This is a genomic window from Paeniglutamicibacter psychrophenolicus, from assembly GCF_017876575.1.
In the GTDB taxonomy this organism is placed as follows: domain Bacteria; phylum Actinomycetota; class Actinomycetes; order Actinomycetales; family Micrococcaceae; genus Paeniglutamicibacter; species Paeniglutamicibacter psychrophenolicus.
Window position 1 is genome coordinate 4694663 of the sequence record NZ_JAGIOE010000001.1, and the last position, 13812, is coordinate 4708474.

The window sequence follows — 13812 nt, forward strand, 5'->3', positions numbered from 1 at the left end:
GGCCGTGGCCAGCAATGGTCAGGAGACTTCGGCGCCCTTGAAGTGCTGCTCGAGTTCCTCCAGCGTCTTGCCGCTGGTTTCGGGCACGGAGCGCTTGACCCACACGATGGCGATGACCTGCAGCGCCACGAAGATCAGGAAGGTCGGGGCTATCCCGATCCCGGCAACCAGCTGCGGGAAGAGGAAACCGACCAGGAAATTCACGATCCACAGCACGAACACGCAGATTCCCATGCCGACCCCGCGCACGTGCATCGGGAAGATCTCGGACATCGTCAGCCAGGTCACCGTGCCGATGCACGACTGCATGGAGGCCAGGAACGTCACCATGAACAGCAGCACCAGGAAGCCGCGCAACAGCCCCTCGTCCACCAGCAGGGACACCAGGGCGATGGCCGTCAACGAGATCGCGGTGCCGGTCAGCCCCATGACCAGCATCTTTTTGCGCGGCAGCCGGCTCATCATCCAGATTCCGGCCAGCACCGCCAGCACGCTGGTGACCCCGTTGAGCACATTGGCAATCAAGGCGCCGCGGTCCCCGAAACCCGAGGACGAGAGGATCGTGGTGCCGTAGTACATGATGGCGTTGATGCCGCTGATCTGGTTGATCACGGCCATGCCCAGCCCGATCACGAAGATCCGCCGCACCCACGGGACCATCAGGTCCTTGAACCCGCCCATCTTGGACTGGTAGTCCTCGCGGGCGGCCTGCCGGACCTCCTCGAACTCCCCCTTGACGTCCTCGGCCCGCCGCGTGCGGCCCAACACGTCCAGGACCGCGTCGTAGCGTCCGGCCGAGGCCAGCCAGCGCGGGGATTCGGGCAGCACCAGCATCCCGAACCACAGCACCACGGCCGGCAGCGTGGCAATCACCAGCATGTAGCGCCAGATGTGGTTCGCCTCGGGGAACATGTTCCCCAGCACCGCGTTGAAGGTGAAGGCCAGGAACTGGCCGGTGACGATCATCAGCTCGTTCTGCGTGACGATGCGCCCGCGTTGGGCCGCGGGCGACATCTCGGCCAGGTACACCGGGACGATCACCGAGGCCCCGCCCACCGCCAGTCCCAGCACGGTGCGTGAGAGCACCAGCAGCCCGACGGTCGGGGAGATCGAGCACCCGATCGTGGCCACCGCGAAGATGATCGCCAGCCCCATGATGGTCTTTCGCCGGCCGTAGGTGTCGGAGAGGCGTCCGGCAAACAGGGCCCCGAAGGCGGCGCCGAGCAGCAGCGTGGAGGTGACCAGTCCCTCGGCCATCGGGCTGAGCCCCAGGTCGCGTTGCATGAACGGCAATGCCCCGTTGATCACCCCGGTGTCGTAGCCGAAGAGCAGTCCGCCGAAGGTGGAGAACAATGCGACCTTGCGCATGAATTTCTTGGGGTTGGCCTCCGCCTTGGCAGCAATTCCTGCCTTCACGGTGGCTTTCATCTCTGTCATCATCCGAAAATCCGCTTTCACCTTCGCCCCGCGTCTACAGGGTGCTTGAAACGTAGTCCTGCATGGTGCGCAACTGGTACTTTGCGACTTCCTTGGCGTTTTCGTTCTCCGCAAAGACACACGAGACCATGACGGTTTCGTCGCGTGCGGTGAAGCCGTTTTCCGCCAGGCCGCCGAAGAACTCGTCCCAGTTCACATCCCCGTCACCGATCTTCAGGTGCTGGTGCACGCGCACCGCGTTGCCCGGCGGGTTGGTGATGTAGCGCAGCCCGTGCGAGGCCTGGTGGTCCATGGTGTCCGCCACGTGCACCACACGCAGCTTCTCGCCGACCGCCGCCATGATCTCCAGCGGCTCGTCCTTCATGTGGAAGGTGTGCGCCGCGACGTAGGCGAAGGACAGGTTCGGGGAGTTGACCCCGCGGATGACCCGCCAGCAGGCCAGTCCTTCCTCCACGAAGTCGTCCGGGTGCGGGTCGAAGGCCACGTTGATGCCCTCGGACTCGAAGAGCGGGACCAGTTCCTCCATGGAGCGGTAGAACGCGGCCTCGGATTCCTCCGGCTGCTCCGGGCGGCCGGAGAACTCGGTGTTCATCTGGTTCACGCCCAAATCCACGGTGATCTGGATGGCGCGCTTCCAGTAGCGCACGGCGGCCTCGCGCAGCACCGGGTCCGGGGAGGACCACTTGTGCACCGGCAGCACCGAGGCAACCTCGACACCGGCCTTCTTGCACGCGGCCTTCAGGTCCGCGACCAGTGCGTCGTCGGCCTTCGGGTGCTTGAAGAAGGGCAGCAGGTCCTGGTGCGGGGTCAGCTGCAGGTACTTGTAGCCGAGTTCCGCGGCCAGCGCCGGAAATTCTAGCAGCGAGTGCGTGTGGTGGAACGGTGTCGGGTCAAGGGCGATCTTCATTCTCTGGCTCCTGGGGTCTGGTGGCTAGCTGTACAGGGAGGGCTTGGCGTTCAGTTTCACGGCGACCTTCTGCCCGGTGCGCTGGGCCTCGACGCCGGCCTCGCAGCAGGCGGCGGTGGCGTAGCCGTCCCAGGCGCTGGGGCCGCCCAGCTCACCCTTGGCCGCGGCGTCGACCCAGGCCTGGATCTCGGTGTCGTAGGCGGCGCCGAAACGTTCCTCGAAGCCGGGGGTGACGTTGCCGCCCCACTTGCCCGCGGTGCGTACGTAGGGGCCCGAATCGTTGCCGATGGACACGATGCCGGTCTCGAAGGAAGCCTGGGTGGCGACCTCGTAGCCGAAGAGCGCGTTGACGTAGATCTCCACGTCCGCCAGCACCCCGGATTCGGTCTCGATCAGCACGTGCTGCGGGTCGTGCTGGCCCGCCGGCGCGTTCTTCGTGGCCTTGCCCAGGCGCACCTGCACCGAGGTGATTTCCTCGTTCGTGAAGAAGCGGATGGCGTCGAATTCGTGGACGACCGAGTCGTTGATCAGCATCTCGTTGGTGAAGCCGGCCGGGGTGTCGGGGTTGCGGTGCTGGTGGTGGAGCATCAGCAGCTCGCCCAACTCCCCGCCGGCGACCAGTGCGCGCAGCTGCGCGTATTCGGCGTCGTAGCGGCGCATGAAGCCGACCTGGATGCGCTTGCGGCCGAGTTTGGCCTCGGCCTGCACGATTTCCCAGGACGACGCAGCGTCGGGGGTCAACGGCTTTTCGCACAGGATCGGGATGTCGCGTTCCAGGGCCTTGAGCAGGATGTCGTGGTGCAGGAAGCCGGGGGTTGCGATCAGGAGCGCGTCCACGTCCGGGGAATCCAGGGCGGCCTGCGCATCGGTGAGCGCCACGGCGCCTTCGATGCCGGCGATGGCCGCGTTGGCCCGGGCCTCGTCGATGTCCACGACGGCGGCGACCTCGGCCCCGGAAATCCTGTGGTGCAGGCGCTGGATGTGGTCGGCTCCCATGCGTCCGGCCCCGATGACCGCTACGCGCAATGTTGGACTCATGCTGGTGTTCCTTTTCTGTCCGGCCCGCGGGCCGCGATGCCTGGTGGGGTGGGGTTTAGCGGACGCGGGTGCGCGAGCCGCAGGAAAGCAGGTGGGTGGCGGTGCGCTTGGCGATGGGCATCGGCACCGAGAAGTCGGCGACCGGGTACATGTCCTGTTCCACGATCCCGTAGATCGGGCGGTTGAGTTCCTCGACGGCCTCGATGACCGCGCGCAGGTCCGGCAGCCCGTTCGGCGGCTCAACCATGACCCCGGCCAGGTTGGCCGCGGCCCAGGTCAGGTTCTGCTCACGCACCGTGGCCAGCACCTCGGGGTCGATCTGCTTCAGGTGCAGGTAGCCGATGCGCTCGGGGTGCTTGCGGATCAGCTCCAGCGAGGACGCCCCGCCGTATTCGGCGTGCCCGGTGTCCAGGCAGAGGTTGGCCAGCGCCGGATCGGTGTGCTGCAGGAACCGTTCGATGTCCTCCTGGGCGCAGACATGGGAGTCGGCATGGGAGTGGAATTGCTGCTTGAGCCCGAAGTCCTCGGCCAGGATCTTCCCCAGCCGGTCGTGGCCCTTGAACAGCGCATCCCAGCCCCCGTCGGAGAGGTGCTCGTCCTCCACGGCTTGGCCGGTGACGTCGTCGCGCCACATGGCCGGGATGACCACGATGTGTTCCCCGCCCATCGCCGCGGTCAGTTCGGCGACCTTTCGTGCCGGTTCCCAGGCCTCGTCCCAGGCCGCGGCGGAGCCGTCGAGCCCGCGGTGGAAGGCGGTGAACACGGTGCCGGCGCAGACGTTCAGGTCACGGGCCGTCAGCTCGTCGGCCAGCCGGGACGGGTCGGTGGGCAGGTAGCCGTAGGGGCCCAGTTCGATGGTCTTGTAGCCGGATTCGGCGACCTCGTCCAGGAAGCGCTCCCACGGGGTCTGCTTCGGGTCGTTGGGGAACCAGACGCCCCAGGAGTCCGGCGCGGTGCCGATGATCAATTTGTTCGGTGTGTCCGGCATCAGGCGGACCTTTCTCTTCCGGGGCGTGCGGGGGTGTGGTGCCAGGTGGTGCGGCGGCGTCGGCGGCGGGAAGGCTTCCCGCCGCCGGCGCGGTTGCCGCGCAGGCGGCGGTGGTGCTAGTTGGACGGGAACGCGAAGGAGGCGTTGGAGTCTTCCTTGTGTTCGGGCCAGCGCTGGGTGACGGCCTTGCCGCGGGTGTAGAAGCGCACTCCGTCCGGGCCGTAGATGTGGTGCTCGCCGTAGAGCGAGTTCTTCCAGCCGCCGAAGGAGTGCCAGGCCACCGGCACCGGCAGCGGGATGTTGACGCCGACCATGCCGACGTGGACCTTGCGGGTGTAGGTGCGGGCGTCGGCGCCGTTGGAGGTGAAGATCGCGGTGCCGTTGCCGTACGGGTTGGCGTTGACCACCTCGATGGCCTCGGCCAGGGTGTCGACGCGGATGACGGCCAGGACGGGTCCGAAGACCTCCTCGGTGTAGGCGGTCATTTCGCGCTTGACCTTGTCGATGATGGTCGGGCCGACGAAGAAGCCGTTCTCGTGGTCGGCGACGACCAGGTCGCGGCCGTCGACGATGACCGCGGCCCCGGCTTCGGCGGCCTCGCCGACGATCTTTTCGATGCGGGTCTTGGAGGCCGGGGTGATGACCGGGCCCATGTCCGCCTCGGCGTCCAGGCCGTGGGAGACCTTGATGTCGTTGGCGCGGGCCACCAGCTTGTCCACCAGCACATCGGCGGCCGAACCCACGGCGACGGCCACGGAGATGGCCATGCAGCGCTGTCCGGCCGAGCCGAAGGCTGCGGCGGTGAGGTGGTCGGCGGCCAGTTCCATGTCGGCGTCCGGCATGATGACCGCGTGGTTCTTTGCCCCGCCAAGGGCCTGGACGCGCTTGCCGTTGGCGGTTGCCGTTTCGTGGACGTACTTGGCGATCGGGGTGGAGCCGACGAAGGAGATCCCGTCGATGTCCGGGTGGTTCAGCAGCCCGTCGACGGTTTCCTTTCCGCCGTGCAGCACCTGGAACACGCCGTCGGGCAGGCCGGCTTCCTTGAAGAGTCGGGCCATGAAGACCGCGGCGGAGGGGTCGCGTTCGGAGGGCTTGAGGATGAAGGCGTTGCCCGCGGCGATGGCGACCGGGGCCATCCACAGCGGGACCATGACCGGGAAATTGAACGGGGTGATGCCCGCGACCACGCCCAGGGGCTGGCGGAAGGAGAACACGTCGATGCCGGTGGAGACCTGGTCGGAGAATTCGCCCTTGAGCGACTGCGAGATGCCGCAGGCGTACTCCACGACCTCGATGCCGCGGCCGATCTCGCCCGCCGCGTCGGAGAGGACCTTGCCGTGCTCGGACGTCACGATGCGGGCCAGCGCGTCGGTGTTGGCCACCAGCAGTTCGCGGAACTTGAAGAGCACCGCGGTGCGCTTGGCGATGGAGGTGTCCCCCCAGGAATCGGCCGCGGTGCGGGCCGCGGCGACGGTTGCGGCCAGGTCGGCGGCGGAGGCCAGGGCCAGGTTGGCGGTGACCTCGCCGGTGGCGGGGTTGTACACCGGCTGGGTGTTGCTGCCCTCGCCGGCGGTTTCGGTCCCGTTGATGAAGTGGTTGATGGTGGTCACCGCGGTGGCCTGGGTGGTGGTGCTCATGTCGGCTTTCCTTCTGTGGTGGGGGGGAAGTTCGGGTGGGGCTGCTAGCCCAGGAAGTTGCGCTGGCGCGCCTTGTGACCGGTGTAGGTTGCGTAGGCGGCCCGGGTGGATTCGAGGTCGGATTCGCCGGAAACCGGCACGTCCCACCAGGACTCGGAGTCCGGGGCATCGAGCAGCGGGTCGGATTCGACGTGGATCAGGATCGGGCCGCTGCCCTCCGGTGCGGCCTTGGCCGTGGCAACGGCCGCGGCGAGCTTGTCGATGGCGTCGGTGCCCGGTTCGATGCGGATGACCTTCACGCCCAGGGACTCGGCGTTGGTGGCCAGGTCAATGGGCAGCTTGGCACCGGCGTCGAAGGAATGCGTTGCCGCGTCCAGCTGGCGGTATTGGGTGCCGAAGCGCTGGGATCCCAGGGATTCGGAGAGCGAGCCGATGGAGGCGTAGCCGTGGTTCTGGATCAGCACCGTGATGAGCTTGATGCCCTCGGCCACGGCGGTGACCAGCTCGGTGTGCATCATCAGGTAGGACCCGTCCCCGACCATGACCACCACGTCGCGGTTCTCAGCTGCGCCGCGGGTTGCCTCGTCGATGACCGCGCGCTTGACGCCCAGGCCGCCGGCGATCTCGTATCCCATGCAGGAGAACGCGTATTCCACGTGGTAGCCGTGGGCGTCCTTGATCCGCCACATCTTGTGCAGGTCCCCGGGCAGCGAGCCGGCGGCGCAGATGACCACGTCGCGTTCGTCCATGGCCCCGTGCACCGCGCCGATGATCTCGTTCTGGGCCGGAAGCGGGTTGTGCCGGGTGGAGAAGGCGGCATCGACGGTTGCATCCCAGCGCTGCTTCTGGGAGGCGATCGTGGTTTCCAGGTCTGCCCCGACGCGGTACCCGCCCAGGGCGGTGTTCAGCGCCACCAGGGCCTTGCGGGCATCGGCGACGATGGGCAGCGCGGTGCCGTGCTTGTAGGCGTCAAGCGGCGCGACGTTGATGTTGATGAACCGCAGCTCAGGGTTCTGGAACGCGGTGCGGGAGGCGGTGGTGAAGTCCTCGTAGCGGGTGCCGATGCCGATGACCAGGTCGGCCTCTGCGGCCAGCGCGTTGGCGGCGGTGGTGCCGGTGGAACCGATGGCGCCCAGCGAGTGCGGCGAGTCCCAGGCGATGGTGCCGACCCCGGCCTGGGTGTAGGCGACCGGGATGCCCGTTTTCTGCGCGAGTTCCAGCAGCGCGTCCTGCGCGAAGGAGTACAGCACCCCGCCGCCGGCAATGATCAACGGGCGCTTGGCGGCCTTGATCTGCGCCGCGGCGCGGGCGATGTCATCGGCCTCGGGCTCGGGGCGGCGGATCCTCCACTCGCGTTCGGCCAGGAATTCGCCTGGCACCTCGAACACCTCGGCCTGCACGTCCTGCGGCAGCGAGATGGTCACCGCGCCGGTTTCGACGGGGTCGGTGAGCACGCGCAGCCCGTTCATCATCGCGGAGAACAGCTGCTCGGGGCGGTTGACCCTATCGAAGTACTTGGACAGCGGGCGGAAGGCGTCGTTGACGGTGATGTCGTAGCCGTGGGAGTGCTCGAGCTGCTGCAGCACCGGGTCCGCCGCGCGGGTGGCGAAGGTGTCAGACGGCAGCAGCAGCACCGGAAGCCGGTTGGCGGTGGCCAGGGCGGCGCCGGTGAGCAGGTTCGAGGAACCCGGGCCGATGGAGGTGGACACCGCATAGGTGGCCCGGCGGCGGGTGTGCCGGGCGTAGCCGACGGCCTGGTGCGATTGGGCCTGTTCGTTGCGCCCCTGGTAGTAGGGCATCAGGGCGGGGTCCTTGGACTGGTACTGCTTCAGGGCCTGGCCGACGCCCGCCACGTTGCCGTGGCCGAAGATGCCGAACATGCCCGGGATCAGCCGTTCGCGGTAGGTTTCCGAACCGATGTTGTCCACGGTGTACTGCCTGCCCAGGAATTCCACGACGGCCTGGGCGACCGTCATTCTGCGTGTAGCCATTGCTTTGCGGTGCTCCTACTCGGCGGGGATGGTGTCGTGGTTCAGCAGGGAGGCTGCGGTGGCCACCGCGGCGGCGACGTCTCCGTCGGCCGGGTAGAGCAGCGTGCGCCCCACCGTCAGGCCCTGGACCCCGGGCAGCGCCAGTGCGGCCTGCCAGGAGGCGAAGACCTCGTCCGGGGAGCCCGTGGGATCCCCGCCCAGCAGCACGGTGGGCAGCGTGGTGGAGGCCATGACGCGCTCCATCTCCGGGACCACCGGGAGCTTCATCCAGGTGTAGGCGCTGGTGCCGCCGAGCCCGGAGGCGATGCCGACCGATTTGATGACGGCATCGGGGCTCAGGTCGTTGCGGACCCGCCCGTTGTGCCATTCGGAGAGGAACGGCTCGACCATGGCGTAGAGCTTGCGTTCGGCCAGCTCGTCGATGGCATGGGCGGTGGCCTCGAGGGTCACCGCTGTCGCCGGGTCGCCCAGGGCGATTCGGGTGAGCATCTTCCCGCCGTCCGCGCCGATGTCCACCAGCGCCTGGGCGGTGTGCCCGGTGAAGCGGTCGTCGAACTCGTTGACGTATCCGGACAGCCCGCCGCGGTTCATCGACCCGAAGACCAGCTTGTGATCCAGCGCGCCCAGCAGCAGCAGGTCATCGAGGATGTCGGGGCTTGCCAGCACGCCGTCGACGGCGGGGTTCTGCAGCGAGATGCGAAGGCGGTCGAGCAGGTCGCGGCGATCGGCCATGGCCAGCTGGTTCTCGCCGACCGACAGCGCGCCGCGGGCCGGGTGGTCCGCTGCGATGATGAAGTTCTGTGCTCCCGTGCGCGCCCCCTCGTGGCGGATGCGGGTGGCGGCCGCACGGGCCACGGCTCCCGGATCCTCCAGGCGGATACTGGTCAGGTGCGCGTAGCGGCGCGGGTCCTCGCGGTCGATGGATGGGCCGTTGCTCATGGGGAGACCTCGATGGTTGCTGGGCCCGGTACGGTGCGGCCGCGTTCGGCCAACAGCGCGTTGACCTCTGATGGGGTGGGCATGTCGTCGGAGCAGGCTAGGCGGGAAGCGACGATGGCGCCGGCGGCATTGGCGTAGTCCAGGATTTGTTCAAGCGGCCATCCCGAGAGCAGCCCGTGGCAGAAGGCGCCGCCAAAGGAGTCCCCGGCACCGAGTCCGTTGACGGTCTGCACGGGAACCGGAGCGGAGACCACCCGTTCGGTGCGGGTCTTGGCCATGACGCCGTCGGGTCCGAGCTTGACCACGGCGATTTCCACGCCGACGGCCAGCAGCCGGTCGGCCTGTTCGTCGGGGGTTCCCTCGCCGACAGCCACCGCGCATTCCTTGTCGTTGCCGATGGCGACGGTGACGTGGGGAAGGACCTTGGCCACCTGGGCGCGGGCCGCTTCCTCGGACTCCCAGAACATGGGGCGGTAGTCCAGGTCCAGGATGGTGAACTGGTTTGCCGCGAGCGTGTCGCGGGACCGCAGCTCGTGCGCGGCGATGTGGGCGCTGGCGCTTGGCTCCTGGCTCAGCCCGGTGACCGTGGACCAGAAGATCCGCGAGCTGCGGATGGCATCCATGTCCAGTTCGTCGGTGGCGATCTTCCAGTCCGGTGCGGTGGGGAAGCGTCCGTAGAAGTACAGCGGGAAGTCTTCCGGGGGCATGATGGCGCAGAAGGTGACCGGCGTCTGGAGCCCGGGGACGCGGCTGACATGCTTGCGGTCGACCTGGAACTTGTCCAGCTCGCGCTCCAGGTAGCTGCCGAACTCGTCGTCGCCGATCCGGGTGATGACCGCGGTGCGGCGCCCGTGGCGGGCTGCTGCCACCGCCACATTGGTTGGCGAACCACCAAGATACTTGCCGAAGCTGTTAACCTCGCTAAGGGGAACACCGATGTCGTTCGGGTAGACGTCGACGCTGATGCGTCCGATGGTGAGTACGTCGTGGGTCACGCGGATCGACGTCCTTTCTTGTCTGGTTCCTGGCTGGGCAGTTGCGCATCAGCCCCGAAGGTCTCGCTGCTGTGAGTCAAGCCACAGGAAATACTCTGCACCATAAACTTTGTCCTGTCAAAGGTTTGTACTGTCATATTTACAACGGAAGCAATATGACGACGACCGGGGTCGCCCGGCCCCGGGTCATGAAGCGTTCCGGGTATCGGGTGTGGCCAATTCGCCGGTGGAGTACTGGGCCCGGCCGAATCCGAACGACCAGTCCTCGGCGCCGTTTTCCACGTAGCCGATAAAGACATCCTCACCGGCCACGCCAACGCCCTGCAGCTCGCGTGCGATCGCGGCAAACAGCGCAGCCTTGGCCTCCCCGGAACGCCCGCGCTGGGTGAAGACCTGGATCATCACCACGCCATCACTGCGCTCGAACCCGAGCCCGGCATCCAGCGCGACGACCTGCCCGCGCGGATGCTCGGTCACGACATGGAAGTAGTCGCCCTCCGGGATGCGGTATTCCCCCACCACCGCGGCATGGATCGCCTTGCTGACCGCGGCCAGATCTTCGGGCGTTCGCCCCTGGGTGACATCAATGCGAATCATCGGCATGGAACCGACACTCCCTTCCTGTTCAGCCTGGGCGGCCCGCCGAGATTCCGGCGGGTCCTGAAAACAGTTTGTCCTGACATACTTACAAAGTCAAGGGAAGGCCACCGGAGAATCCCGAAGGCCCCGTCCCGCGCCCGTGGCGGAAGGGAATTTTTCCGTCGGAAACTTTGTATGGACAACTTGACCTTGTGTGGATATATTTTAGGTGCGCCACCATTTGGAGCGCTCCAAGAACTCGGTGCGGCCCCACGTCCAGTGTCACAGGCCGACCTCGCCACGAACCGTGGAATGCCCTTCTCCATCCAAGAAAGCAAGGAAAGCCATGAAACTCGGTGTCTACAACGCCATCCTGCACGACCGCCCACTGCCCGAGGCGCTTGTTGCCATCGCCAAGGCCGGATTGACCGGCATTGAGATCAACTCCGGCGGATTCCTTCCCCCCGTGCACATCCCGACCTTTGACGACATCCTGGCCAGCGACGTCGCCCGCGACGAATACCTGGGGATCTTCGAAGGCACCGGCGTCTCGATTGCCGGGCTCAACTGCAACGGCAACCCGCTGCACCCCAATCCCTTGATCGGCGATGCCCACGCCGAGGACATCCGCCGCTCGATCCGGCTGGCCGAACGCCTGGGCCAGGACCGAGTGGTCACCATGTCCGGTCTGCCCGGCGGGGAGCCGGGGGCCACCACGCCGAACTGGATCGTCAACGCGTGGAACTCCGCATCGCTGGATGTCCTTGACTACCAAATGGGCGTGGCCGCCGATTTCTGGAAGGACATCGACAAGCTCGCCGTCGACCACGGGGTGAAGGTTGCCCTTGAGCTCCACCCGCAAAACGTCGTCTTCAACCCGGCAGGCATTCGCGAACTGGTCGAACGCACCGGCGCCACCAACGTGGGTGTGGAGCTGGATGCCTCGCACCTGTTCTGGCAGCAGATGGATCCCGTGGCCGTCATCCGCGATTTGGGCCCGCTGGTCTTCCACGCCGCCGCCAAGGACGTGCGGGTGAACCCGTCCGCCGCGATCTACGGGGTGCTGGACAACCGCTTCCGCAAGCTGGATCCCTCCGAGCCGCGCACGAACCTGGGCGGGGACGAATGGGCCAACGAGTGGCCCAAGGATGCAGCCTGGGACTTCGTGGCCCTGGGCAAGGGACACGACACCGCATACTGGACCGAGTTCCTGCGCGCCCTGCATGAAGTCGACCCGCAGATGTGGGTCAACATCGAGCACGAGGACGTGTCCCTGGGCCGCATCGAGGGCCTGGAAGTGGCCTCGGCCGTGCTGCGCGAAGCCAACGACGCACTGGGGGTTTCGGTCCGTTGATCGCCTGGGCGCGCTACCCGTACGACGGCCAGGTCGTGCTGGTCACCGGTGCCGGGTCCGGAATCGGGCGCGGCATCGCCCAGGGGTTCCTCGAACAGGGCGCCACGGTGGCGGTGCTGGGCCGGACCGCCGACTCGTTGCGCACCACGGTCCGGGAGCATCCGGAAGACCGGTCCCTGGTACTGGCCTGCGACGTGACCGATCGCGCCGACGTCGAGCGGTCGGTGGCCGAGCTGCTGGCACACTTCGGCCGCCTGGACATCGTGATCAGCAATGCCGGCTGGTGCGAGCCCAGCGCTCTTGAGACCTTCGAGGACGATGCCTGGGCGCGGATGCACGCGGTCAACGTCGACGCCTTCCTCATCCTGGCCAGGGCAACCCTGTCCGCGCTGAAATCGAGCGCCGGCAACATCGTGGCCATTTCCTCGGTGTCGGGCATCCGCGGGGACTGGAACCAGTTTGCCTACAACGCCACCAAGGGCGCGCTGAACGCCATGGTCCAGAGCCTGGCCCTGGACCTGGGTGCCCACGGGGTGCGGGTGAACGCCGTCGCTCCCGCATTCACGGATACGCAGCTGACCCGCCAGCGGCTGGAGGATCCGCTGTTCGCCGCCCGGTTGCTGGACAGGCTTGCCCTGGATCGGCCGGCGACCCCGGCTGACATCGCCCGGGCGGTCCTGTTCCTGGCGAGCCCCGATGCCGGCTACATCACCGGTGCCATCATTCCGGTCGACGGCGGCACGACCGCCTCATCGGGAACCCCGCGCCCGCTCTAGGACACCGTTCCGGATTCCGGCCGGGTGCTGCGCCTGCGCGGCACCCGGCCTTCGGCGTTTGGGCCCCGGCAGCGTCAGCCGCGGGGCAGCCGGGCCAGGTCCGCGGCACCGACCAGGCCGGCATCCGGGCCCAGCTCGGCCCGCGCAATTTTCGCAAAGGGCCGGTACCCGCGCCCGCTCAGGGCCTTTTTGTAGGCAGCCTCTCCCACCTCGATCAGGGTGGGAGAGGCCGAGCCCAGTCCCCCGCCGATGACCATGATTCCCGGGTCCAGCACCGCGGCCAGGTTGGCCAGGCCCAGGCCCAGCCATTCGCCGGCCTCGGCGACCAGGTCGGAACACGCCGGGTCCCCGGCCTCCGCCAGGCGCGTGACCATTTCCCCGGTCACCGCGGAGGCGTCCCCGTTGGTTTCGGCCCGGAGCGCGTGGGCCACCGGCGAGTTCGAACCGGCCAGGGCCCGCCCCTCGCGTCCCAGCGCGTTGCCCGAGGCATATTGCTCCCAGCACCCGCGGTTTCCGCAGGCACAGCGGTGGCCGCCCGGCACCAGGGTCTGGTGCCCGAATTCCCCGGCCACGCCGAACCTGCCGCGCTGCAGCTTCCCGCCCAGCACGATGGCGCCGCCGATCCCGGTGCCCAGGGTCAGGCACAGCATCTCGTTCTCGCCGCGGGCCGCCCCGAAGCGGTGTTCGGCCCAGCCGGCCGCGTCGGCGTCATTGCTCAGCATCACGCTGCGCCCCAGCGCGTCCTCGAGGCGCGCACGCAGCGGCTCGTTGCGCCAGGCCAGGTGGGGGCTGAAAAGCACGGTGCTGCCGGTCGAATCCATCCATCCCGCGGCGCCGACCCCGACCGCCGCGCGCGGGGCCCGGGCGCCGAGCAGCGTCACCAGTTCGACCACCGTCGCCTCGACGGCGCGCGCATCGTGGCCGGGCGTGGAACGGCGGAGCCGCCCGAGGACCTTGCCCTCGGGGGTCACCAGGCCTGCCGCGATCTTGGTTCCACCGATGTCGACGCCGATGGCTAGTTCTTCCGCTGGCATGTGCCCTCTTCGGTCAATACGTGTGCAACTGCCTCGCGGGGACGGCCCGTTCTGGCGGGCAGGGCTTTTCGCCAAGGACATGTCGCGGATGTGGGGGAAATGATCTTCAATATCCTATCCGGTGCGCACCTCCCCGT

The 13812-nt window shown here is 67.6% G+C and carries 12 protein-coding genes; 2 read left to right on the forward strand and 10 right to left on the reverse strand.

What is annotated here, in order from left to right; translation table 11 throughout:
* Nucleotides 1-18: 18 nt before the first annotated feature.
* From JOF46_RS21105 to JOF46_RS21145, 9 genes are all read right to left on the reverse strand, one after another.
* Nucleotides 19-1437, reverse strand: coding sequence for a sugar porter family MFS transporter (locus tag JOF46_RS21105; RefSeq protein ID WP_281070119.1), 1419 nt, complete (start codon nucleotides 1435-1437; stop codon nucleotides 19-21).
* A 34-nt stretch (nucleotides 1438-1471) separates the two neighbouring features.
* Nucleotides 1472-2344 (reverse strand): sugar phosphate isomerase/epimerase family protein, encoded by an 873-nt coding sequence (locus tag JOF46_RS21110; RefSeq protein ID WP_209911123.1) that lies wholly within the window; start codon nucleotides 2342-2344, stop codon nucleotides 1472-1474.
* Nucleotides 2345-2368: 24 nt separating this feature from the next.
* On the reverse strand, nucleotides 2369-3382 hold the full coding sequence (locus JOF46_RS21115; RefSeq protein WP_209911125.1) for a Gfo/Idh/MocA family protein: 1014 nt from the start codon (nucleotides 3380-3382) through the stop codon (nucleotides 2369-2371).
* Between the two features lie 55 nt (nucleotides 3383-3437).
* Entirely contained in the window at nucleotides 3438-4370 is a 933-nt protein-coding gene (locus JOF46_RS21120; RefSeq protein WP_209911128.1) for a sugar phosphate isomerase/epimerase family protein, read from the reverse strand.
* Nucleotides 4371-4486: 116 nt separating this feature from the next.
* Nucleotides 4487-6007: a CoA-acylating methylmalonate-semialdehyde dehydrogenase gene (locus JOF46_RS21125; protein WP_209911131.1), complete on the reverse strand. Its 1521-nt coding sequence runs from the start codon at nucleotides 6005-6007 to the stop codon at nucleotides 4487-4489.
* Nucleotides 6008-6051: 44 nt separating this feature from the next.
* Entirely contained in the window at nucleotides 6052-7983 is a 1932-nt protein-coding gene (gene iolD, locus JOF46_RS21130; RefSeq protein WP_209912111.1) for a 3D-(3,5/4)-trihydroxycyclohexane-1,2-dione acylhydrolase (decyclizing), read from the reverse strand.
* A 30-nt stretch (nucleotides 7984-8013) separates the two neighbouring features.
* Complete coding sequence (locus tag JOF46_RS21135; RefSeq protein ID WP_209911132.1) at nucleotides 8014-8937, reverse strand: Cgl0159 family (beta/alpha)8-fold protein; 924 nt, start codon at nucleotides 8935-8937, stop codon at nucleotides 8014-8016.
* Nucleotides 8934-9932 carry a 5-dehydro-2-deoxygluconokinase gene (iolC, locus tag JOF46_RS21140; RefSeq protein ID WP_209911135.1) on the reverse strand — a complete coding sequence of 333 codons (999 nt, stop codon included), beginning with the start codon at nucleotides 9930-9932 and terminating at the stop codon, nucleotides 8934-8936. Before iolC ends, JOF46_RS21135 begins: the two co-directional genes overlap by 4 nt.
* Nucleotides 9933-10118: 186 nt before the next feature.
* On the reverse strand, nucleotides 10119-10535 hold the full coding sequence (locus JOF46_RS21145; RefSeq protein ID WP_209911138.1) for a tautomerase family protein: 417 nt from the start codon (nucleotides 10533-10535) through the stop codon (nucleotides 10119-10121).
* Between the two features lie 322 nt (nucleotides 10536-10857).
* On the opposite strand from JOF46_RS21145, the gene JOF46_RS21150 reads away from it, so the two are divergent.
* Nucleotides 10858-11865 carry a sugar phosphate isomerase/epimerase family protein gene (locus JOF46_RS21150; protein ID WP_209911140.1) on the forward strand — a complete coding sequence of 336 codons (1008 nt, stop codon included), beginning with the start codon at nucleotides 10858-10860 and terminating at the stop codon, nucleotides 11863-11865.
* Nucleotides 11862-12641 (forward strand): meso-2,3-butanediol dehydrogenase, encoded by a 780-nt coding sequence (gene budC / locus JOF46_RS21155; protein ID WP_209911143.1) that lies wholly within the window; start codon nucleotides 11862-11864, stop codon nucleotides 12639-12641. The genes JOF46_RS21150 and budC overlap by 4 nt, the downstream gene beginning before the upstream one ends.
* A gap of 74 nt (nucleotides 12642-12715) precedes the next feature.
* Here the strand turns inward: budC and JOF46_RS21160 are convergent, their stop codons facing one another.
* On the reverse strand, nucleotides 12716-13675 hold the full coding sequence (locus JOF46_RS21160; protein ID WP_209911146.1) for an ROK family protein: 960 nt from the start codon (nucleotides 13673-13675) through the stop codon (nucleotides 12716-12718).
* Nucleotides 13676-13812 lie beyond the last annotated feature (137 nt).